This is a genomic window from Variovorax sp. 01T432 (genome assembly GCF_056398605.1).
The window spans coordinates 80,210-101,411 of sequence record NZ_JBFTPS010000020.1; the positions used below are offsets into that span (position 1 = coordinate 80,210).

The window sequence follows — 21,202 nt, forward strand, 5'->3', positions numbered from 1 at the left end:
GTGCCCCGACTGCCATAGGAAGAACATGACAACGCCCTACTTGCTCGCCCTCGACCAGGGCACGTCGAGCTCCCGCAGCATCGTCTTCGACGGCGGCGGCCGCATCGTCGCCATGGCCCAGCAGGAGCTCACGCAGATCTATCCGCAGCCCGGCTGGGTCGAGCACGACCCGATGGAGATCTGGACCAGCCAGTTGCACACCGCGCGCGAAGCGCTCGCCAAGGCCGGGCTCGAAGCCGGGGACATCCACGCGCTAGGCATCACCAACCAGCGCGAGACCACGGTGCTGTGGAACCGCAAGACCGGCGAGCCGGTGCACCACGCCATCGTCTGGCAGGACCGGCGCGCCGAGCCCCTGTGCGCACGGCTGCGCGACGAGGGCATGGCCGACACCATCCGCGAGAAGACCGGGCTCGTCATCGACGCCTACTTCTCCGGCACCAAGCTGCGCTGGCTGCTCGACAACGTGCCGGGCGCGCGCGCCGCCGCCGGGCGCGGCGAACTCGCCTTCGGCACCGTCGACAGCTGGCTCATCTGGCAGCTGACGCGCGGGAAGGTGCACGCGACGGACGTGAGCAACGCGTCGCGCACCATGCTCTTCAACGTCCGCACCAACCAGTGGGACGCCGACCTGCTGAAGGCACTGGACATCCCGGAGTCGCTGATGCCGCAGGTCAAGCCCTCGAGCGCGCACTTCGCCGACACGGACGAGCGCTTTCTCGACGCGAGCCTGTTCATCGGCGGCGTCGCCGGCGACCAGCAGAGCGCCCTCTTCGGCCAGGCCTGCTTCGATGCCGGCATGGCCAAGAACACCTACGGCACCGGCTGCTTCCTGCTGATGCACACCGGCGGCGCCTTCCAGCCTTCGACCAACGGCCTGCTGGTGACGAGTGCCGCGCAGACCAGTCATCAGCCGCAATACGCGATGGAAGGCAGCGTCTTCGTCGGCGGCGCCGTGGTGCAGTGGCTGCGCGACGGCCTCAAGGCCATCCCGGGCAGCGCCCAGGTGCAGGCGCTGGCCGAGAGCGTGCCGGATGCGGGCGGCGTGATGATGGTGCCGGCCTTCACCGGGCTCGGCGCGCCCTACTGGAACGCCGAGGCGCGCGGCATCATCACCGGCCTCACGCGCGGCACCACCGTCGCTCACATCGCGCGCGCCGCGCTGGAGAGCATCGCGTACCAGAGCGCGGCCTTGCTGCAGGCGATGAGCCGCGACGCCGTGGCCGCGGGCGGCACGCCGGTGGCGGAGCTGCGGGTGGATGGCGGCGCGAGCGTCAACGACCTGCTGATGCAGTTCCAGGCCGACCTGCTGGGGATACCGGTGGTGCGGCCGGAAGTGACGGAAACCACGGCCCTGGGCGCGGCGTACCTGGCGGGGCTGTCGACCGGGGTGTACAGCGACGTGGCGCAGTTGTCGAAGCTCTGGCGCGTGGAGCGGCGCTTTCTGCCGACCTTGAGCCGCGGGAAGGCGAAGGATGCGATGGAGCGGTGGGAGCTGGCGGTGCGCAGGGCGACGCTGGTTTGAGGGGCGTCGCGTCTGCGCGCGGGGGTGTCAGTGCCAGTTCCGCGAGGACGGGCGCCAGGCTGTCCTGATAATTCGCCGGCAGGCTCGTCTGTCCGGCTGCCGGCGGTGCGAACCCCGCCATGGCTTGCACGAGGTTCTGCACCTGACTGTCGAGCAGCACCCTCCCGTCGCTTGTCTTGAATTGCTCGATGCGGTACGCGGTGCCCGAATACCAATCGCCAAGGATGAGCTTGTCGTCGGTACCGATGATGCTCACTTCCAGGTTGCTGCCCGTTTGTCGGAACCAGAGTTGTTCGGTTGAGACATCGCTGCCGAATACCGCCGCGTCGGTGTTGCCGCTCGTGGCGTCGCAGTCCAGGACGGTGTCGCGGTCGCTTCCACGCCCGAATACATAGCGATCGTTGCCGACCCCGCCGTACAGGCTGTCATTGTCCGCCCCGCCGCTGAGGGTGTCGTTGCCCAGGCCGCCGGTCAGGGAGTCGTTGCCCGCACCACCGTCCAGCGTGTCGTTGCCAATGTCGCCACTCAATGAATCGTTGCCTACCCCGCCATTGAGCGTGTCGTTGCCGGCTTCACCGAAGAGATAGTCAACCCCCGCGCCGCCGTCCAGCCTGTCGTCTCCTGCGCGGCCGTACACGGAGTCGTTGCCGTCCAGGGCGCTGATGGTGTGTTGGGAAACAGCTTCAATGCCGGGACAGGGAACGATGTTGTCGATGGGGGCGCCGGCAACGACTTCTTGTCTGGCGGCAACGGGAACGACACGCTATGGGGCGGTACTGGTGCCGACTCGCTGTCTGGCGACGTGGGCGACGACACCTTGGACGGTGGCGCGGGCAATGATTCCCTGACCGGGGGATTGGGCAACGACATCTACCTGTTCGGCAAGGGCGACGGCCAGGACACCATCGTCTCGAGCAGCGACACCACGGCAGGCCGGATCAACACGCTTCGGTTCAAGGCCAGCGTTGCCGCCAGCGACGTGAGGCTGTCGACTTCGGGCACGTCGCTGGTGATCAAGCTCAACGGCACCACGGATCAGATCACGGTGCAGGACTTCCTCTACCAGGACAACCCGGCCAACAACTACAACCCGCTGCAGCAGATCCAGTTCGCCGATGGCACGGCCTGGAGCCTGGCCACCCTCCAGGCCAAGGTGCTTGCGGGCTCAAATTTGGCAGAGACGATCAATGGCACGTTCACCGCTGACACCGCCCTCCGCTGACGCGGCTCTACCTTGCATTTTCTGCATCGACGCCTCCCTGAAACCTTTTGTGTCGAAGCTCGAAGATATCCGTCAAGGGCTCGAATTCCGGAACTTGAGATCCGAAACTCTTTGCAACACTCCTCCCTCTACAGTCGCTCCGTGCTCCAGGTCGTCCCCGTCTTGATCACCTTGGCCGGAATGCCCGCCGCCACGCAGTTGGGCGGAATGCTTCGCGCGACGACGGCCATGGTGGCCACCACCACGTCGTCGCCGATCTCCGCGCCCTTGGTGACCGACACGCCGCGTCCGAGCCACACGCGGTCGCCGATGTGGACGTTCATATCCTTGTTGATCCTCGCGCCCGAGGCATCCAGGATCGAGTGGCTGTCGGTGGTGCGCACGTCGATGGCGGACGAGAAAAGGCAGCCCGCGCCGATGCGCACGCGCGTGCCCCAATGGGCAATGATCGATGCCTCGTTGATCACGCTGCCGGCCCCGATGTCGATCTGGTTGCCGTCGCCGAAGAGTTCGAGCTTCCCACCCAGCACCAGGCAGTTCTCACCGATCGTGAGGACGTTGTCGGACCCGTGGATCTCGATGCCCATGTTGCGCAGCCTGACGGAAGCGTGCATGGTCACCCGGTTGTTCCTGCCGTCGACCACGATGCGGGTCTTCAGGCGGTCCCGGCTCACTTCGACCGTGTTGCCCGGGGCGACGCGCAAGCTGTTGGAGGGGTGGCGGCTTTTCAGGAGCTGTTTGAGCTTGTGCAGATTCATGCTTGCCTGGGATGTTGAGGGAAAGGCCGATGGGTCTCGCGGCAGGAAGTATCACAGAGCGAGCGCCAGATCGGTCGTCTCTTCAGCCATCAGCGCCCGCCCCCAGGCCGCCCTCCGCGCCTCCCACCCCACCTTCGCATAGCCCGTGGCGATGGCTTCGGCCCTGGCCGCCAGGCCGCCCGCGTGCAGGAGGCGGTCCAGGCAGCTCTCCACGGTGGCGCCATCGCGTCCCCACACGATGCCGGCGCCTCGCCGCGCCACGCATTGCGAGATCGCCTCCTTCTCGACGTCCATCGGCAGCATCAGTTGCGGCTTGCCGGCCAGGAGACTGGCACAGACGAAGGTGCTCGGCCCATAGCTCACGACGGCGTCCGCCTGCGGCAGCAGCAGATCGAGCGCCAGGGCGCAAGGGACGATGCGCACGCTCGACGCGTGGAAGCGCGAAAGCACCTCGGCCGACGCATGCGGCCACGCGCACAGCGTGTCCAGGTCGCGGCGCGCAAGGGCGTCGAGCAACTGGATGCCCCCCGGCATGGCACGCATGCAGACCAGCACGCGCTTGCGCTGCGCGCGGGCCTCGAGCCACTCCGCGCGCAGAACGTGCGGCGGCGCGCCCAGCGGGCCGACCTTCCACTGCATGACGCGCGGGCCGTAGGGGTCCGTCTCGGCCACGCCATCGAACACCTTCCGCGGGTAGTCGAAGAAGCTCTCCGCCGAGACGTCGGTACGGCCCGCGCACAGGCGGGCGGCATGGCGGATGTTCTGGTTCAGCGTGGCAAGACGGGTGTCGTTGCGGCGCTCAGCCTGAACCCCGCCGTAGCCCGCCTCGAAATCCGGGCATTCGGGCGGCGGCGCGTCGAAGCCGTTGGTGAGCTGGAAGGTCCGCAGGCCCATCAGCTGCGCCGCCAGTTGCGCGGTGGGCGCGCTGTCGATCACGACGCCGCGGGGATCGACGCGCTCGAACAAGCGCATCCAGGCGCGCACGGCGATCGCCAGTTCGACGACGTTGCCGAAGCCGTGGCCCAGCAGCACATCGGCAAAGGAGCGGGCGCCAAAGCCCGTCATCGCGCGGGCCGCCGCATTCGTGGGCGCCTCGACGCAGGCATCCGAAGGCGCCAGGAAGGCGGCCTTCTTCCGCAGGCATGCCGAGGGCAATGCCCATACGGGCTGGCCGCCCTCCTGCTCGACGAGGCCGGCGACGGCCTGCAGCCTCGACACATGCCCGTAGTTGCGGCCGTATTCCCACGCGAGAAGCACACGCGGCCCCGGCCCGTGCGCGAAATGATCGGCCGTCCTGTCGGCCGCATTCATCGCCTGCATGCGATGCTCCCTGATCTGTTGATTTGCGCGCGACTCTACACACGCGGACCAGGAAAGTCAGTCGCCCGGAAGTACTAGAACGCCCCTCAGTGCGCAGGCACCAGGAAGTCCTGGCTGATGCGCCAGCCCAGTTCGTTCACGCGGTCGAGAAACTGCGTCAGGTAGGCATGCAGCCCGGTCGCCAGGATCTCGTCGACCCGCGCGTACTGCAGGTCGGCCAGCAGCTTGCCCGCGCGGCGCTGCGTCTCGGCGCTCTGCTCGTTCTTCACCTTCTCGAGGTTGCTCACGACTTCGATCATGCAGGCATGCAATGAGCGCGGCATGTCGGGCCGCAGCATCAGCAGCTCGGCCACGCGCTCGGGCTTGATCACGTCGCGGTACACCTTGCGGTAGACCTCGAAGGCCGAGACGCTGCGCAGGATGGCGCTCCAGTGATAGAAGTCGTATTCCTGGTCTTCCTCGGTGGCCGTGCCGAAGAACTCGCTGTTGAGCGCATGGAACTTCACGTCGACCAGGCGCGCCGTGTTGTCGGCGCGCTCGAGGAAGGTGCCAAGGCGCGAGAAGAAGAAAGCCTCGTCCTGCAGCATGGTGCCCAGCGTCACGCCACGCGAGAGGTGCGAGCGGAACTTGACCCATTCGAAGAACTGACCCGGGTCGCGCTCGAAATCGCCCGCGCGCAGCATGCGATTGACCTCCAGCCAGGTGGTGTTCTGCGTCTCCCAGGCCTCGGTGGTCAGCGCGCCGCGCACGGCCCGCGCGTTCTCGCGCGCGGCCCGCAGGCAGGAGAGGATGGACGAAGGATTCGACTCGTCCTTCACCATGAACTCCATCACCTCCTTCGGGTTGATGTGCTCGTGCTTCTCGCTGTAGAGCGGCAGCAGTTCGCTGATCGACAGCAGGCCCTGCCAGCCGTACTTGGCGACCTCGGCCGACTGCGGCAGCAGCGAGGTCTGGTAGTTGACGTCGAGCATGCGCGCAGTGTTCTCGGCACGCTCGGTGTAGCGCGACATCCAGTAGAGGTGATCGGCGGTGCGTGACAGCATGATGTGATGAACCCTCTCTGATCAGGTCGGCTTGGTGGGCGTCGGCAGGGGGGTCTGCATCTGCGATTGCGACTGGACCGCCGAGCGCGGTCTGCCGCTGCGGTCGGCCTCGAGGATCCAGGTGTCCTTGGTGCCGCCGCCCTGCGACGAATTGACGACCAGCGAGCCCTCCTTGAGCGCCACGCGCGTCAGTCCGCCGGGCACCATCTGCACCGTCTTGCCCGAGAGCACGAAGGGCCGCAGGTCGATGTGGCGCGGCGCGATGCCGGCGTCGACGAAGGTCGGCGAAGTGGAAAGGCTCAGCGTCGGCTGGGCGATGTAGCCGTCGGGCTTGGCGATCACGGCCTTCTTGAAGTCCTCGATCTCGGCCTGCGTCGCGGCCGGGCCGATGAGCATGCCGTAGCCGCCCGCCCCGTGCACTTCCTTGACGACCAGGTCCTTCATGTTGGCGAGCGTGTAGGCCAGTTCGTCCTTGTTGCGGCACATGTAGGTGGGCACGTTCTTCAGGATCGGCTTCTCGCCGAGGTAGAACTCGATCATCTTCGGCACGTAGGGGTAGATGGACTTGTCGTCCGCCACGCCGGTGCCCACCGCGTTGCAGATCACGACATTGCCTTCGCGGTAGGCGCGCATCAGGCCGGCGGCGCCCAGGGTCGAGGTCGGGCGGAACACCTCGGGGTCGAGGAAGTCGTCGTCCACGCGGCGGTAGATCACGTCGACCCGGCGCGGGCCGCGCGTGGTGCGCATGTAGACGAAGTCGTCCTTGACGAAGAGGTCCTGCCCCTCGACCAGTTCCACGCCCATCTGCTGCGCGAGGAAGGCATGCTCGAAGTAGGCGCTGTTGTACATGCCGGGCGTCAGCACCACCACCGTGGGCTCGGCCGTGGCCGGCGGCGCCGAGGCGCGCAGGGTTTCCAGCAGCAGGTCGGGATAGTGCGCGACCGGCGCGATGCGGTTCTGGCTGAAGAGATCGGGGAAGAGCCGCATCATCATCTTGCGGTTCTCCAGCATGTAGCTCACGCCGCTGGGCACGCGCAGGTTGTCCTCCAGCACGTAGTACTCGCCGTTGCCCTGGGCATCGGGGGCGCGCACGATGTCGATGCCGGAGATGTGCGAGTAGATGTCGTTGGGAACCTTCACGCCCGCCATCTCGGGGCGGTACTGCGCGTTGTTCAGGACCTGCTCGGCCGGCACCACGCCGGCCTTGATGATTTCCTGGCCGTGGTAGACGTCGTGGATGAAGCGGTTGAGCGCGGTCACGCGCTGCACCAGGCCTTTTTCCATCGAGGCCCATTCGTGGGCCGGAATGATGCGCGGCAGCAGGTCGAAGGGGATCAGCCGCTCGGTGCCCGAGCCGTCCTCGTCCTTCGCGCCGTACACCGCGAAGGTGATGCCGACCCGGCGGAAGATCATTTCCGCCTCCTCGCGCCGCGAACGCATCACCTCCGCGGGCTGCTTCGCCAGCCATTGGTCGTAGCGCTTGTAGTGGCTGCGGACCGGCGCGCCGTGGTAGGGCAGCTGCTCGTACATCTCGTCGAATTTGTGCATGGGACGACCAATCTCCTTGCGCATAGCTTAGCAAGTTCAAGGCCACTCACCCGCCTCAAGGCGCGCGATGATGCCAGTAGCGTGCGCGGCGCTCGCGCTCGCAGCGCACCCGGGCGGGCGCCGTGCTCGACCAGTGGGCCGCGCCGCAGCGGGCGCTTTCCACCACGTGTACGCCGCGCGCGAGGTAGCGATCCGTCACCGTCGGCGCGGGATGGCCGAAGCGATTGCGGTAGCCGGCCTGAACCAGCGCCACGCGCGGCCGCACCGCATCGAGCAGCGCCGGGCTCGACGAGGTCTTGCTCCCGTGGTGCGGCACCAGCAGCAGGTCCGCGCGCAGGGCGGGCGTGCGGGCCACCAGCGCGGCCTCCTGCAGGTATTCGATGTCGCCGGCCAGGATGGCGCTCGCGCGGCCGCTGGCGATGCGCAGCACGCAGGACACGGCGTTGGGCCGGGTGAAGGCGCTGTAGTCGGCCTCGGCCGGATGCAGGACTTCGAAGCGCACGCCGTCCCATTCCCATTGCTGGCCGGCCTCGCAACGCCTGGCCGGGCGCAGGGCCTGCAGCGCATGCCCGGGCTCGATGGAGCTCAGCAGTCTCGCCCGCGGCTGCATCGCGAGCACGGCGGGTGCCCCGCCGGTGTGGTCGCTGTCGCGGTGGCTCAGCACGAGGGTGTCGAGGTCTTCGTCCAGGGCGCGCAGCAGCGGCACGAGCACGCGGTGGCCGGCGTCGCTTTTCAGACTGTAGCGCGGGCCGCTGTCGTAGAGGAGGCTGTGGGTGGCGGTGCGCACCAGCACGGCATTGCCCTGCCCGACGTCGGCCGCGAGCAGCTCGAACTCGCCGGCCGGCGGGCGTGGCGCCTGCCAGAGGAGCACCGGCAGCAGCAAGGGAAGGCCGAGGGCGCGCATCGAGCCGGGCAGGCGCATCGACAGCAGCACGCCGCCGGCCACGCCCGCCGCCGCCGCCCAGAGGGCCGGCGCGGGCATCGAGACCGTGGCGAAGGGCAGCGCGGCCAGCCACTGCAGCAGCACGGCCAGCGCCTGCACCGCCCAGGCGGCCGCATCCCATGAAATCGGGAGCACGACGCCGAGCATGGCCAGCGGCGTGAGGACGAGCGTGACCCAGGGGATGGCGACGGCATTGGCCGCCAGGCCGACCGCCGAGACCTGCTGGAACAGCAGCAGGCCGAGCGGCGTGAGCGCGAGCGTCACGACCCACTGCTCGCGCCACGCCTGGCCCAGGCGGGTCCGCAGCCGCATCGCGGGGGCATCGGGCGCCATGGAGCCGGCCGCGAAGAGCACGCCGACGGCCACGAAGCTGAGCCAGAAGCCGGGCTGCATCAGCGCCCACGGGTCCAGCGCCACCACCACCGCGCAGGCGCACAGCCAGATGGGAGGCCAGGGCCAGCGCCGTCCCGACAGGCGCAGCAGGCCCACTGTGGCCAGCATCCAGACCGTGCGCTGCGCGGGCACGCCCCAGCCGCTGAAGAGCGCATAGAGCGCCGCGAGCAGCAGGCCGCCGGCGAGCGCGGCATGCGGCGCCGGCCAGATCAGCATCAGCCGTCCGCCGCGGCGCCAGAGCGCCCCCACGAGCAGTGCCGCCGCCCAGGCGAACATCGTGACGTGCAGGCCCGAGATCGACATCAGGTGCGCGACGCCGGTGGCGCGGAAGACGTCCCAGTCGGCGCGCTCGATCGCGTTCTGGTCGCCCGCCACCAGCGCGGCGATCACGCCGGCCCGCGCACGGTCGGCCACGCGGGCCAGCACCGCATCGCGCACCTTTTCGCGTGCCTGCTCGATGGGGTGCAGCCAGGTGTCGCCGATGCGCTCGGCACGCGCGTCGCGGGCACCGGCGCGCACGTAGCCGATGGCTTGCACGCCCAGCTCCCACCAGCGCAGTTCCTGGTCGAAGCCGTAGGGGTTGAGGTTTCCATGCGGCGCCTTCAGGCGCACCGTGAGGCGCCAGCGCTCCCCCGCATGCACGGGCGAGGGGGCATCGGCCGGGCCGGACGGCAAGGCCTCCTCCGGCAAGCGGCCCCAGAGGCCGGTGTTGTCGGCATACCAGCCCAGCGAGATGCGCGCGGGCACGACCGGCGCGCCGCCTTCGTTCGCATCGGCCCAGCGCGCCGACTCGGGCTCGAACAGGAATCGCACGGCCCCGGCGCCGCGCTGCGGCATCTGCGAGACCACGCCCACTACCTCCAGGTCGCGGCCTTCGAGCGCGGGCGACAGCGCGCCCTGCGCGTACACCGATGCGCGCCATCCCACGGATCCCGCGCCGGCCAGGGCACCCAGCAGCAAGGCTATCGGCCAGGGCACTCGCAGCACGCGCCGCGACACGCGCGACAGCAGCCATCCGGCCAAGGCCGCGAGCACCAGCGCGGCATAGACGCCGCGGCCCCACAACACGGCCTGCTGCAACTGCAGCGCCGCGCCCAGCACCGAGCCCGCCATGAAGGCAAAGACCCCGTAGCCATGCGCCTGCGCGCGCGCCTCTTCCCCGCCCGACATCGCCGGGTCAACATCCCACTGCATGCTGCAATTCACTCCCTGGCGCTGTTCTGTGGCGCGCTAATTGCTTGCTCTGTGGGCTAGTATGCGTCCCACCCGAGGCAACCTCGATGCTCTGAGAAAAAATGTCCATCCACGCCGCGCTCCACCACGTCACCCACTACAAGTACGACCGTCCGGTGCAATTGGGCCCTCAGGTGATCCGCCTGCGTCCGGCGCCGCACTGCCGCAGCAACGTCATCTCGTATTCGCTGCGGATCGAGCCCGAGCAGCACTTCATCAACTGGCAGCAGGACCCCTTCGCGAACTACCTCGCGCGGCTGGTATTCCCCGAGAAGACACGCGAGTTCAAGGTCACGGTCGACCTCGTGGTCGAGATGGCGGTCTACAACCCCTTCGACTTCTTCCTAGAGCCGCAGGCCGAGAACTTCCCCTTCAAGTACAGCGAGTCGCAGGCCCAGGAACTCGCGCCGTACCTCGTGGCCGACGAAGTCACGCCGCTGGTGCGGGCCTACCTCGACAAGATCGACCGCAAGAAGCAGCGCACCATCGACTTCCTGGTGGGCCTCAACCAGCAGGTGCAGAAGGACGTCGACTACCTCATCCGCATGGAGCCAGGCGTGCAGACGCCGGAGGAGACCCTCGCCAACGGCAGCGGCTCCTGCCGCGACTCCGGCTGGCTGCTGGTGCAGCTGCTGCGCCACGTCGGACTGGCGGCGCGCTTCGTCTCGGGCTACCTGATCCAGCTCACGCCCGACGTGAAGGCGCTCGACGGCCCGAGCGGCACCACCGTCGATTTCACCGACCTGCACGCCTGGTGCGAGGTCTACCTGCCCGGCGCGGGCTGGATCGGACTCGACGCCACCTCCGGCCTGATGGCCGGCGAAGGTCACATCCCGCTCGCCTGCACGCCCACGCCCTCCAGCGCGGCGCCGATCGAAGGCGCGGTCGACGATGCCGAGGTCGAGTTCAGCCATGAGATGAAGGTCACGCGCATCCACGAATCGCCGCGCGTGACCAAGCCCTACACCGAGGAGCAATGGGCCGCCGTGCTGGCGCTCGGCGATGCGGTCGATACGCGCCTGAAGGCCGGCGACGTGCGCCTCACGATGGGCGGCGAGCCGACCTATGTGGCCACCAGCGACCGCGATGCGCCCGAATGGAACACCGATGCGCTCGGCCCCACCAAACGCGGCTACGCGACCGAGCTCGTGCATCGGCTGCGCGCCGAGTACGGCGAAGGCGGCTTCCTGCATTTCGGGCAGGGCAAGTGGTATCCGGGCGAGCAGCTGCCGCGCTGGGCGCTGTCGATCTTCTGGCGCGCCGACGGCCAGACCCTGTGGCAGGACCCCGCCCTCTTCGCCGACGAGCGCGCGCCGACCCACTACACCAGCGAGGACGCGCGCCGCTTCACCACGGTGCTGGCGCACAACCTGGGCCTGACCGAGCGCTACGTGCAGCCCGGCTACGAGGACGTCTATTACTACCTCTGGCGCGAACGGCGGCTGCCGGTCAATGTCGACCCCTTCGATTCGAAGCTCGACGACGAGATGGAACGCGTGCGCCTGCGCCGCGTCTTCACGCAGAAGCTCGACGCCGTGATCGGCTACATGCTGCCGATCGAAGCCTCGAACGCCGACAAGGACGCGCCGCCGCTCGAAGGCCCCGGCTGGAAGACCGGCCCCTGGTTCCTGCGCGATGACCGCATGTACCTGATTCCCGGCGATTCGCCGATGGGCTACCGCCTGCCTCTGGATTCGCAGCCTTGGGCCAGCAAGGGCGACTACCCCTATCTCATCGAACGCGACCCGACCGCGCCGCGCGCCGCCCTGCCGAGCGCGGCGGCCTTCAGCGCGCGCTATGCCGGCGCCCCCGGGGGCGAGCCCGATGCCGACCGCGGCGCCGTGCCCTATGCCTTCGGCTCGCCGCAGCCCTCGGCCGCCGCCCTTCGCATGCAGGCGGCGGGCGGCGCGGGCGACGCGAGCAGCGATGCGCCTCGCGACCCCACCACGCCGCGCCAGCCGCGCCGCGGCGAGTCGGCCCACTGGGTGACGCGCACGGCCCTCTGCGTGGAGGTGCGCGACCCGCGCCGCGCCAACGGCCCTGCGGCCGAGAAGCTCGGCGACGCCTCGGGCGTGCTCTACGTCTTCATGCCCCCGCTCGCGCGCCTGGAGGACTACCTGGACCTCGTCGCGGCGGTCGAGGCCACCGCGCGCCAGCTCGGCATGCGGATCATGATGGAAGGCTATCCGCCACCGCGCGACCCGCGCCTCAAGCTGCTGCAGGTCACGCCCGACCCGGGTGTGATCGAGGTCAACATCCATCCCGCCAGCAACTGGCGCGAACTGGTCGCGCACACCGAATTCCTCTACGACGCGGCCTTCGAGACCCGCCTGTCGGCCGAAAAGTTCATGACCGACGGCCGCCACACGGGCACCGGCGGGGGCAATCACTTCGTGCTGGGCGGCGCCGTGCCGGCGGACAGCCCCTTCCTGCGCCGGCCCGAACTGCTGGCGAGCCTGCTGCTCTACTGGCACAACCATCCGTCGCTGAGCTACCTCTTCTCGGGCATGTTCATCGGCCCGACCAGCCAGGCGCCGCGCGTCGACGAGGCACGCAACGACCAGCTCTACGAGCTGGAGATCGCCCTCAAGGAAATCGCGCGCAACCGCGAGATCCATGGGCAGAACATGCCCGCCTGGCTGGTGGACCGCACGCTGCGCAACATCCTGGTCGACGTCACCGGAAACACGCACCGCAGCGAGTTCTGCATCGACAAGCTCTACTCGCCCGATTCCAGCACCGGACGCCTGGGCCTGCTGGAACTGCGCGCCTTCGAGATGCCGCCGCACGCGCGCATGAGCATCGCGCAGCAGCTGCTGCTGCGCGCCTTCATCGCCCGCTTCTGGGACGCGCCCTACCTGGCGCCCGCGACGCGCTGGGGCACCGAGCTGCACGACCGCTTCCTGCTGCCGACCTTCGTGAAGATGGACTTCGACGACGTCATCTCCGAGATGCGTCAGGCCGGCTTCGCCTTCGACCCGAACTGGTTCGCGCCGCACCTGGAGTTCCGCTTCCCGCTGGTCGGCCAGGTGCAGGCGATGGGCGTGGAGCTGACGCTGCGCAACGCGCTCGAACCCTGGCACGTGATGGGCGAGGAAGGCTCGGCCGGCGGCACGGTGCGCTATGTCGATTCGTCGCTGGAGCGCATCGAGGTGCGGGTGACCGGCCTGAACGAGAGCCGCCACGTGGTCACCGTCAACGGCAAGGCGCTGCCGCTGCAGCCCACCGGCACCGCCGGCGAATTCGTCGCCGGCGTGCGCTACAAGGCCTGGAACCCGCCCTCGGCGCTGCACCCCAGCATCGGCGCGCACGCGCCGCTGACCTTCGACCTGGTCGACACCTGGATGAAGCGTTCGCTGGGCGGCTGCCAGTATTTCGTCGCGCATCCGGGCGGGCGCAACTACGACAGCTTCCCGGTGAATGCCTACGAAGCCGAGAGCCGGCGCCATTCGCGCTTCACGCGCATGGGCCACACGCCGGGCCTGATGAGCACGCCGCCGGCGACCATCGAATTGGCGGGCAGCCGCGAGTTCCCGTTCACGCTGGACCTGCGACGCTGAAAGGGGCTGCCCCCCGGCTTTTCACTTCGCTTCGCGGCGTCCGATCCGCCACCCCCCCGAGGGGGCGGCGCGGCCGCATTCCATGCGCGTGACGGGGGTGTGACAATCGGCGCACCGTGGACTCACTGAACGAATCACTCTTCGACGCACAGGCATTGGAAGCACCGGCCGTGCTCGCCTCGGCGCTCGCGCCCGCGGCTGCGCCCGGACACTTCGACGAGTTGCGCGGCGCCGTGATGGCGCCGAGCGCGCCGGGTGCCGCGCGCCAGGGCGCGCCCTCGCAGCCGGCGCCGCTGTACGACGCCGCGTCCACCCCGCCGCCCCCCCAGGCGCAGGCCGCCGACGACGGCGCCTCGCGCGAACGCCCGCCGCTGGCCGGGCCCTGGGCCGGTTTCTTCGAACACCTGGGCGCCGGCGGCTTCGACGACCTGCCCCGGCGCGCCATCAGCCTGGCGCGGCAGATCCGCGACAACGGCGTCACCTACAACGTCTATGCCGACGCCGACGGCCCGCAACGGCCCTGGTCGCTCGACCTCTTTCCCCTGATCGTCTCGCCCGAGAGCTGGGCACAGATCGAGACCGGCGTGCAGCAGCGCGTGCGCGTGCTCGACCGCGTGGTGGCCGACGTCTACGGCCCGCAGCAGCTGCTGGCCGAAGGCCTGCTGCCGCCCGCGCTGGTGCAGGGCCATCCGGGCTACCTGCGCGCCATGCACGGCGTCAAGCCGCCGGGCGACACCTGGCTGCACATCGCGGCCTTCGATCTCGCGCGCGGGCCGGACGGCAACTGGTGGGTGGTCTCGCAGCGCACGCAGGCGCCTTCGGGCCTGGGCTACCTGCTGGAAAACCGCCTCGCCATCGCACGCCAGTTCCCGCAGGCCTTCGAGGCGCTGCGCGTGCAGCGCCTCGCCGCCACCTACAGCGCGATGATGGAAGGCCTGCAGCGGATGTGCCCGGCCGGCCAGCCGCCGCACATCGCCCTGCTCACGCCCGGCCCCTACAACGAAACCTACTTCGAGCACGCCTACCTGGCGCGCTACCTGGGCATCACGCTGGTCGAGGGCAGCGATCTCACGGTGCGCGACCAGCGCCTCTACCTGAAGACGCTGCAGGGCCTGCGGCCGGTGCACGGGCTGATCAAGCGGCTCGACGACCAGTTCCTCGACCCGCTGGAACTGCGCCCCGACTCCACCCTCGGCGTGCCGGGGCTGCTGCAGGCGATCCGCGCGGGCAACGTGCTGGTGGCCAACATGCCCGGTTCGGCCTTTCTCGAATCGCCCGCCCTGCTCGGCTTCCTGCCGGCCCTGGGGCGCCGCCTGATCGGCGAGAAGCTGCTGCTGCCGGCCCTGCCGACCTGGTGGTGCGGCGAGCGTGCCGCCATGGAAGCGGTACTGCCGCAACTCGGCGACAGCGCGATCAAGGCGACCTACCCCAACGACGACTCGCACACCAACTTCGACGCCGTGCTCGGACAGCGCATGGGGCGGCGCGAGCTCGACGAATGGGCCGGCCGCATCGTGCGACAGGGCGACGAGCACACCGTGCAAAGCTACCTGCCGCTGTCGCAGATGCCCACCTGGGCGCAGGACCTCGGCCGCGGCCACATCGCGCCGCGCTCGGTGCTGCTGCGCGTCTTCGCGGTGAGCGACGGGCCGCGCTCGTGGCGGGTGCTGCCCGGCGGCCTCGCGCGGCTGGCGGGCGCCGACGCGCAGATCGCGTCGATGCAGCGCGGCGGCAGCAGCGCCGACGTCTGGGTGCAGACCCGCGGCGAGGTCGACCGCACCACGCTGCTGCAGCCGCATGCCACGCCGGCATCGCTTGCGCGCCACCGCGCGCCGGTCACCAGCCGCGCGGCGGAGAACATGTTCTGGCTCGGCCGCTACACCGAGCGCGCCGAGAACGCGGTGCGGCTGGCCCGCGTCACGCTCGATCTGCTCGGCGGCGAGGACCCCTCCTCCCGCGCCCTGATGAGCTGGCTGCATCGCCTGGCCCTGCGCAATGCGCTGGTGCCGGCCGCGGTGCCGACCACGCCGAAATCGCGCCGCGTGTTCGAGCGCGCGCTGATCGCGGAACTGGGCGACGTCGAAAAGGGCGGCAGCGTCGGCTACAGCCTGCGCTGCATCCGCGAAGCCGCAGCCGCGGTGCGCGAGCGGCTGTCGCAGGACCACTGGAACCAGATCGTGCGCGCCGAGGCCGACTTCCTGCGCCGCAGCGCGGAGCATGCCGGCGAGAAAGCCGAAGGCGGCTACGCGACCGGCGCGGCGCTGCGCCTGCTCGAGTCCACGAGCACCGCGCTGGCCGCGATGACCGGCGCCCAGACCGACCGCATGACGCGCGACGACGCCTGGCGGCTGTTGTCGATCGGCCGCCACATCGAGCGGCTGGGCTTTCTCTCCAGCGCGCTGGCGGCCGGCTTCGAGAACGACACGGTGCACGAGATGACCGGCTTCGAGGCGATGGTGGCGCTGTTCGACAGCACCATCACCTTCCATGCGCGCTACCAGCAGCGGCGCGACGTCGCGACGCTGGTCGACCTGCTGGTGCTCGACGGCGACAATCCGCGTTCGCTGGCCTGGGTCACGCAGACGCTGCGCGGGCGCATCGCGCGACTGGCGGGCAGCGCGCCGGGCAAGCTCACCGCCCTCTCCTACGAGCTGCCGGACCCGGCGGCGTGGACACTGGAACGCCTGTGCGAGGCCGGCCCGGACAACAAGTACCCCGGGCTCGTGCATCTGTTCGGCGCCTGCGAGACGGCCGCGTACCACGTGTCGGACGCGATCGGCACACGCTATTTCACGTTGACCTCCGAGTCCCTTCGTTCGGTTGGAGCCTAGGGATGTCGGCCCCCCGGCTCGCCATTTCGTGGATCACCGGCGGCGGCCGCCTGTAAGCTTCGCCCATGCTGCTCCACGTCACCCACGAAACCCGCTACGACTACACGCCGCCGGTCGAGACGGCCCAGCACCTCGCGCACCTGAAGCCCATGAGCACGGCCTCGCAGCGCCTGGTCAGCCACGCCTTGCGGATCACGCCGGAGCCGGCGCAGCGCAGCGAATCGCTGGATGTCTACGGCAACACGCGGGCTTTCTTCGCGCTCGAATCGACGCACGATGAACTGGTGGTCACGGCCGAGAGCGTGGTCGAGACCTCCCCGCCCGTGCTGTCGCCGGCCGTGGCCCGCGAGCTGCCTTGGGAAGAAGTGCGGGAGCGCTTCCGCTACGTCAAGGATTCGAGCTACGACCCGGCCTGCGAGTTCGTCTTTCCGTCGCGCTACGTTCCGCGTCACGAGGATTTCGCGGCCTATGCGCGGCCGAGTTTCGCCGCCGACCGGCCGGCGTTCGAGGTCGCGATGGAGCTCACGATGCGCATGTACCGCGACTTCATCTACGACGCCGAGAGCACCGAAGTCAACACGCCGGCCGTCGAAGCCCTGGCCCAGCGCAAGGGCGTGTGCCAGGACTTCGCGCACATCATGATCGGCTGCCTGCGCAGCATGGGCCTGCCGGCGCGCTACGTGAGCGGCTACCTGCTGACGCAGCCGCCGCCGGGCCAGCCGAGGCTGGTCGGCGCCGACGCGTCGCATGCGTGGGTGTCGGTATACCTGCCTGGCGCGGAAGGCCCCGGCGATTGGGCCGACTTCGACCCGACCAACGGCCGGCAACCCGGCGAGGACTACGTGACGCTCGCCGTCGGCCGCGACTATTCCGACGTCTCGCCCATGCGCGGCGTGCTGCACGGCGGCGCGCGGCACACGCTGGGCGTGGGTGTCACCGTCCGGCCGCTGGAGGAGCTGCGCGCGCAGGCCGCGGCCGCGGCGCGGACGCAATCACAATCACAGTCTCAATCGCAGTCCCGCAACGAGGAATCCCCATGAGCGTTTACGACAAGCTTTCCAGCCTCGGCATCACCCTGCCGCCCGTCTCCACCCCCGCCGCCGCCTACGTGCCTTTCGCGCGCACCGGCAACCTGGTTTTTCTGTCCGGCCACATCGCCAGGAAGGACGGCAAGCCCTGGGTCGGCCAGCTCGGCGCCAACCTGACGACGGAAGACGGCAAGCAGGCCGCGCGCTCGATCGCAATCGAGCTGCTCGGCACGCTGCACGCGGCCGTCGGCGACCTCGACAAGGTCAAGCGCATCGTCAAGGTGATGAGCCTGGTCAACTCGGTGGGCACCTTCACCGAACAGCACCTCGTCACCAACGGCGCGAGCGAGCTCTTCGCCGAGGTCTTCGGCAGCGTCAAGGGCGCGCATGCGCGCAGTGCCTTCGGCGTGGCGCAGATCCCGATGGGCGCATGCGTGGAGATCGAACTGATCGCGGAAGTCGAATGAAGCCCCAGTCGGATGCCGCCGGGTTTGGACGACACTGACCGCCACCTCCTGAGCCTGCTGCAGGCCAACGCGCGAGAGCCGGCGGCGATGCTCGCGCGCAAGCTCAAGCTGGCGCGCACCACGGTCGTCGCGCGCATTGCGCGGCTGGAACGCGAAGGCGTCATCGCCGGCTACGGCGTGCGGCTGGGGCAACGGCTCGAACAGGCCGCCGTGCAGGCCTACTGCGGCCTGAGCACGGCGCCGAAGATGGGCGCTGTCATCGTCCGCGCGCTCGAACGGCTGCCCGAGGTCGAGGAGGTCTGCGCCGTCAGCGGCCAGTTCGACTACATGGTGCTGCTGCGCTGCGAAACCAACGAGCAGCTCGACGCGCTGCTCGACCGCATCGGGCAGATCGAAGGCATTCAGCACACGCACACGTCGGTGGTGTTGAGCCGCAAGGTGGACCGCCGCAGTGCCGTCGCCGGCTTGGGCATCGGCTCGGGCGTGCCGCCGAGGGCCGCGTAGTAGCCCCCGACACGGGTGCTCAGCAGGGCGCCCAGCGCAACCTGTTCCTGGCTCACGAAACCCCGCGCCGGCAAGCGGCCGGTGCGTAGCAGCTCGAACACGGCAACCACGCCCGCCGCCGTCGCAAGCTCGATGGCCGTGCGGTCCACGCCGCGCAGGCTGCCGCCGAAGATGCGGGTCATGCGTGTCTCCTGCTCGAAGCGCCCCTGCCGCATCCCCGAGGCCGACGCGAACATGACCACCATGTCGTCCCGGCTGTGGGGCACCGCATGCGCCAGCACCTCCCGCAGCAGGTCACGGCGCTCGGCCAGCCGCAGGTCGCGCAGCAGGAAGTCCATGGCCTCGCGATGGCCGGGATAACGGATGCTCTTGTAGTCGAGGTTGCGCACGCGCCCGGCCAGCGTCTCGCACAGCGTGCCCAGCCCGCCTGAGGTGTTGAAGGCCTCGAAGGCCTCGCCGTCGAGCACCAGGCTCTCGTGCCCTTCCATGGGCTGCAGCGTGACCGCCCTGCCCTGCACAATGGCCGCGCAGGGATTGCAGTACTGGTTGATGACGCCGTCCATGCTCCATGTGAAGTTGTAGCGCATGCGATTGGTGGCGTGGCGCGACAGTGCGCCCACGCGCAGGCGCAGGTCGTACGGCTCCTCGAAGCGGTCGGCCAGGTGCATGCCCAGCATGCCGATCACGCCCGGCGCGAGGCCGCATTGCGGCATGAGGAGGCTGGTCGCATCGGCGGCCATGGCGCGGATCGCGGCGGTCGCCGACACGTCTTCCGTGAGGTCGAAGTAATGCACGCCCCGGGCGCGCGCGGCAGTCGCCATGCGCGTCGCGAGGTGGAAAGGCAGCGCGTTGATCACCACCTGGTGGGCTGCCAGCATGCGCGCGAGCGCCTCGTCGTCCTTCTCGACGTCCAGCACGACGCGCCGGACGAGGCGGTCGTCGCCGTCGAGCCTGTCGTGTACGCGGTCCGCGAGCGTGACGGGCAGACGGTGGTACTGCGCCACCATGTCCGCCACCGTGCCGCCCACCTTGCCGGCGCCCAGCACCAGCACCTTGCGAATGTCGATCGTGTTCATCGCGCACCTCCTTCCTGTTCCGGTTCCTGACCTCGTTGAACTCTAGAAGCGAGTGCCGGCAGCGGGAAGCCGCCAATGTGTCGAAGGCGCGCGGGATTCCGACGAAACGACGGCGTGCACGATCGAAGGGTCAGTCTGGAGAAGGCTCGCATCGGGCCAACGCCCGCGCCCTTCCTCTATATATTCCCGGCTCGTCGGATGAACAGGGAGTCTTGCAGATGGATATCACGCGGCGCCATTGCGCGGCCATGGTGGGTGTTTGGGTGCTGGCGGGCTGCGCCAGCGGGTCGGGCGGACTCGACCGCGGCCAGGAAGAGGCCTTGAACCGCAAGGCGGGCATCGACGTACGGCCGGCCAAGGGCGGCATTCAGATGCGGCTGCCTGAAGTCGTGCTCTTCGATTCCAACCAATCCACGTTGCGCCCCGGCACTGCGCCGGTCCTGGCGCGATCGGCGGAGCTGCTCAATCGCAGCGGCAAGCAGATATCGATCGAAGGCCATACCGACAACACCGGCTTGCGCAGCCGCAATCAGGCCTTGTCGGAGGCACGTGCCTTGGCGGTCGGGCGCGCCATCATCGATCTGGGTGTCAGCCCCTCGCGCATCAACTACCAGGGCTACGCATCCGACCGTCCGTTCGCGAGCAACGACACGGTCGAAGGCCGCTCGCTCAACCGCCGCACGGAGATCTTCCTGCATGGCGAGAGCATGGACACAGTGATGGGGCTCAAGGAGTAGAAGAGCCGCGAACGATGAGCTCTCCGGGCAACAGCAGTTGCCTGGGGCTCGCATCCAGGCCGCGCAGCCGCTCGATCAGGCACCGTGCCGCCGAGCGGCCGATCTCGTCGGTGGGCTGCGCGATGGTCGTCAGGCCGGGGCCGATCAATGGTGCCCATTCGGCATCGTCGAAGCCCACGAAGCCGATGTCTTCCCCGAAGCGCCAGCCCAGGCGCGCCACAGCCGCGGCGACGCGAAGCGTCACGACCGCATTGCCCGCCAGCACGGCGGCGCGGCGCCCGCGCCTGGCGCGCTTGCGCAGGTCCTGCAGCGCCTGGTCGAGGGCATCGTTGTCATCGTTGCTGCTCTCGAACACTTCGCCCGCCACCAGCGGCTCGTGCGCGGCAATGCAGGCACCGAAGGCCGCGGTGCGCTCGAGGCGCGAACTCACGCCCTTCAGCGGCTCGGTGATATAGAGAATCTCCCGGTAGCCGCCTTCGACGAGATGGCCACAGGCGGTCTTCATGGCCGCGGGATTGTCGAGCGACACAAAGTCGGTGTGCATGCCCGCGTGGCGGCGGTCCACCAGCACAGCCGGCTTGCCGTGCAGCGCGTCGGCATCGACCAGGCCAGCACCCCGGCCCAGCGTGTTGAGGATGAAACCGTCGACCTGGTAGCCCGCCAGCGCGTCGATGGCTTCGCGCTCGCGGTGGACGTCGTTGCCGAGGTTGAACAGCATCACAAGATAGCCGGCGTCCTGGCAGACTTGCTCCGCGCCGCGCAATACCGCGACCGAATAGGGATTGGTGATGTCGGCCACGATCAGGCCGATCAGCCGCGAACGGCCGTGGCTCAGGGCCTGGGCCATGGGGCTCGGCGTATAGGCGAGCTGGGCGACGGCCGCCTCGACGCGGGCCGCGATGTCGGGGCTGAGCAGGCGTTCGCGGTGGTTGAGGAATCGCGAGACAGTGGCCTTGGAAACACCCGCGGCCTTGGCGACGTCCGCGATGGTTGCGCGTGGAGCACCGGGCATGC

Annotated in this window: 15 protein-coding genes and 1 pseudogene; 8 read left to right on the plus strand and 8 right to left on the minus strand. The window is 69.3% G+C overall.

From position 1 onward, the window contains the following. Nucleotides 1-25 precede the first annotated feature (25 nt). Nucleotides 26-1,525, plus strand: coding sequence for a glycerol kinase GlpK (gene glpK / locus AC1DNF_RS16930; protein ID WP_478149771.1), 1,500 nt, complete (start codon nt 26-28; stop codon nt 1,523-1,525). Between the two features lie 166 nt (nt 1,526-1,691). On the opposite strand, the pseudogene AC1DNF_RS16935 reads toward glpK, so the two are convergent. After that, a pseudogene (locus AC1DNF_RS16935) lies at nt 1,692-2,240 on the minus strand (calcium-binding protein); the annotation flags it as partial. On the opposite strand from AC1DNF_RS16935, the gene AC1DNF_RS16940 reads away from it, so the two are divergent. After that, nucleotides 2,196-2,747 carry a calcium-binding protein gene (locus AC1DNF_RS16940; protein ID WP_478149772.1) on the plus strand — a complete coding sequence of 184 codons (552 nt, stop codon included), beginning with the start codon at nt 2,196-2,198 and terminating at the stop codon, nt 2,745-2,747. The pseudogene AC1DNF_RS16935 and the gene AC1DNF_RS16940 overlap by 45 nt on opposite strands. A 128-nt stretch (nt 2,748-2,875) precedes the next feature. Here AC1DNF_RS16940 and AC1DNF_RS16945 read toward each other — a convergent pair whose 3' ends face one another. From AC1DNF_RS16945 to AC1DNF_RS16965, 5 genes are all read right to left on the minus strand, one after another. Then, nucleotides 2,876-3,505 (minus strand): acyltransferase, encoded by a 630-nt coding sequence (locus AC1DNF_RS16945; protein WP_478149773.1) that lies wholly within the window; start codon nt 3,503-3,505, stop codon nt 2,876-2,878. Between the two features lie 51 nt (nt 3,506-3,556). Then, a complete protein-coding gene (locus AC1DNF_RS16950) occupies nt 3,557-4,825 on the minus strand; it encodes a glycosyltransferase (protein WP_478149774.1) in 1,269 nt (422 codons plus the stop codon). 86 nt (nt 4,826-4,911) lie between these two features. Next, nucleotides 4,912-5,868, minus strand: a complete 957-nt coding sequence (locus AC1DNF_RS16955; protein ID WP_478149775.1) for an alpha-E domain-containing protein — start codon at nt 5,866-5,868, stop codon at nt 4,912-4,914. Between the two features lie 21 nt (nt 5,869-5,889). Further along, nucleotides 5,890-7,416: a circularly permuted type 2 ATP-grasp protein gene (locus AC1DNF_RS16960; RefSeq protein ID WP_478149776.1), complete on the minus strand. Its 1,527-nt coding sequence runs from the start codon at nt 7,414-7,416 to the stop codon at nt 5,890-5,892. A gap of 55 nt (nt 7,417-7,471) precedes the next feature. Then, a complete protein-coding gene (locus AC1DNF_RS16965) occupies nt 7,472-9,865 on the minus strand; it encodes a DNA internalization-related competence protein ComEC/Rec2 (RefSeq protein WP_478149793.1) in 2,394 nt (797 codons plus the stop codon). Between the two features lie 182 nt (nt 9,866-10,047). Here AC1DNF_RS16965 and AC1DNF_RS16970 point away from each other — a divergent pair, with 182 nt between their 5' ends. The 5 genes from AC1DNF_RS16970 (at nt 10,048) to AC1DNF_RS16990 (ending at nt 18,375) form a co-directional block, all read left to right on the plus strand. Next, entirely contained in the window at nt 10,048-13,545 is a 3,498-nt protein-coding gene (locus AC1DNF_RS16970) for a transglutaminase family protein (RefSeq protein WP_478149777.1), read from the plus strand. Nucleotides 13,546-13,661: 116 nt separating this feature from the next. Further along, nucleotides 13,662-16,376 carry a circularly permuted type 2 ATP-grasp protein gene (locus AC1DNF_RS16975; RefSeq protein WP_478149778.1) on the plus strand — a complete coding sequence of 905 codons (2,715 nt, stop codon included), beginning with the start codon at nt 13,662-13,664 and terminating at the stop codon, nt 16,374-16,376. A gap of 65 nt (nt 16,377-16,441) precedes the next feature. Then, a complete protein-coding gene (locus tag AC1DNF_RS16980; RefSeq protein ID WP_478149779.1) occupies nt 16,442-17,416 on the plus strand; it encodes a transglutaminase family protein in 975 nt (324 codons plus the stop codon). Further along, nucleotides 17,413-17,871 carry a RidA family protein gene (locus AC1DNF_RS16985; RefSeq protein ID WP_478149780.1) on the plus strand — a complete coding sequence of 153 codons (459 nt, stop codon included), beginning with the start codon at nt 17,413-17,415 and terminating at the stop codon, nt 17,869-17,871. The genes AC1DNF_RS16980 and AC1DNF_RS16985 overlap by 4 nt, the downstream gene beginning before the upstream one ends. A gap of 12 nt (nt 17,872-17,883) precedes the next feature. Then, nucleotides 17,884-18,375: an Lrp/AsnC family transcriptional regulator gene (locus tag AC1DNF_RS16990; protein ID WP_478149781.1), complete on the plus strand. Its 492-nt coding sequence runs from the start codon at nt 17,884-17,886 to the stop codon at nt 18,373-18,375. Here the strand turns inward: AC1DNF_RS16990 and AC1DNF_RS16995 are convergent. Then, nucleotides 18,273-19,451 carry a saccharopine dehydrogenase family protein gene (locus AC1DNF_RS16995; protein ID WP_478149782.1) on the minus strand — a complete coding sequence of 393 codons (1,179 nt, stop codon included), beginning with the start codon at nt 19,449-19,451 and terminating at the stop codon, nt 18,273-18,275. The genes AC1DNF_RS16990 and AC1DNF_RS16995 overlap by 103 nt on opposite strands. Before the next feature lie 218 nt (nt 19,452-19,669). Between AC1DNF_RS16995 and AC1DNF_RS17000 the strand changes: the two genes are divergently transcribed. Beyond that, on the plus strand, nt 19,670-20,188 hold the full coding sequence (locus tag AC1DNF_RS17000; RefSeq protein WP_478149783.1) for an OmpA family protein: 519 nt from the start codon (nt 19,670-19,672) through the stop codon (nt 20,186-20,188). On the opposite strand, the gene AC1DNF_RS17005 is transcribed toward AC1DNF_RS17000, so the two are convergent. After that, the gene (locus AC1DNF_RS17005; RefSeq protein ID WP_478149784.1) at nt 20,178-21,200 is read right to left on the minus strand and encodes a LacI family DNA-binding transcriptional regulator; all 1,023 of its coding nucleotides are present in this window, start codon (nt 21,198-21,200) and stop codon (nt 20,178-20,180) included. The genes AC1DNF_RS17000 and AC1DNF_RS17005 overlap by 11 nt on opposite strands. Nucleotides 21,201-21,202: the final 2 nt, after the last annotated feature.

Bases quoted from the DNA above. Each gene is read 5' to 3' on its own strand.
- AC1DNF_RS16945 (WP_478149773.1), bottom strand. From the start codon at position 3,505: ATGAATCTGCACAAGCTCAAACAGCTCCTGAAAAGCCGCCACCCCTCC.
- AC1DNF_RS16995 (WP_478149782.1), bottom strand. From the start codon at position 19,451: ATGAACACGATCGACATTCGCAAGGTGCTGGTGCTGGGCGCCGGCAAG.
- AC1DNF_RS16960 (WP_478149776.1), bottom strand. From the start codon at position 7,416: ATGCACAAATTCGACGAGATGTACGAGCAGCTGCCCTACCACGGCGCG.
- AC1DNF_RS16985 (WP_478149780.1), top strand. From the start codon at position 17,413: ATGAGCGTTTACGACAAGCTTTCCAGCCTCGGCATCACCCTGCCGCCC.
- AC1DNF_RS16980 (WP_478149779.1), top strand. From the start codon at position 16,442: ATGCTGCTCCACGTCACCCACGAAACCCGCTACGACTACACGCCGCCG.
- AC1DNF_RS17005 (WP_478149784.1), bottom strand. From the start codon at position 21,200: ATGCCCGGTGCTCCACGCGCAACCATCGCGGACGTCGCCAAGGCCGCG.
- AC1DNF_RS16955 (WP_478149775.1), bottom strand. From the start codon at position 5,868: ATGCTGTCACGCACCGCCGATCACCTCTACTGGATGTCGCGCTACACC.
- AC1DNF_RS16990 (WP_478149781.1), top strand. From the start codon at position 17,884: ATGCCGCCGGGTTTGGACGACACTGACCGCCACCTCCTGAGCCTGCTG.
- AC1DNF_RS16950 (WP_478149774.1), bottom strand. From the start codon at position 4,825: ATGCAGGCGATGAATGCGGCCGACAGGACGGCCGATCATTTCGCGCAC.
- AC1DNF_RS17000 (WP_478149783.1), top strand. From the start codon at position 19,670: ATGGATATCACGCGGCGCCATTGCGCGGCCATGGTGGGTGTTTGGGTG.
- AC1DNF_RS16970 (WP_478149777.1), top strand. From the start codon at position 10,048: ATGTCCATCCACGCCGCGCTCCACCACGTCACCCACTACAAGTACGAC.
- glpK (WP_478149771.1), top strand. From the start codon at position 26: ATGACAACGCCCTACTTGCTCGCCCTCGACCAGGGCACGTCGAGCTCC.
- AC1DNF_RS16965 (WP_478149793.1), bottom strand. From the start codon at position 9,865: ATGGCGGGCTCGGTGCTGGGCGCGGCGCTGCAGTTGCAGCAGGCCGTG.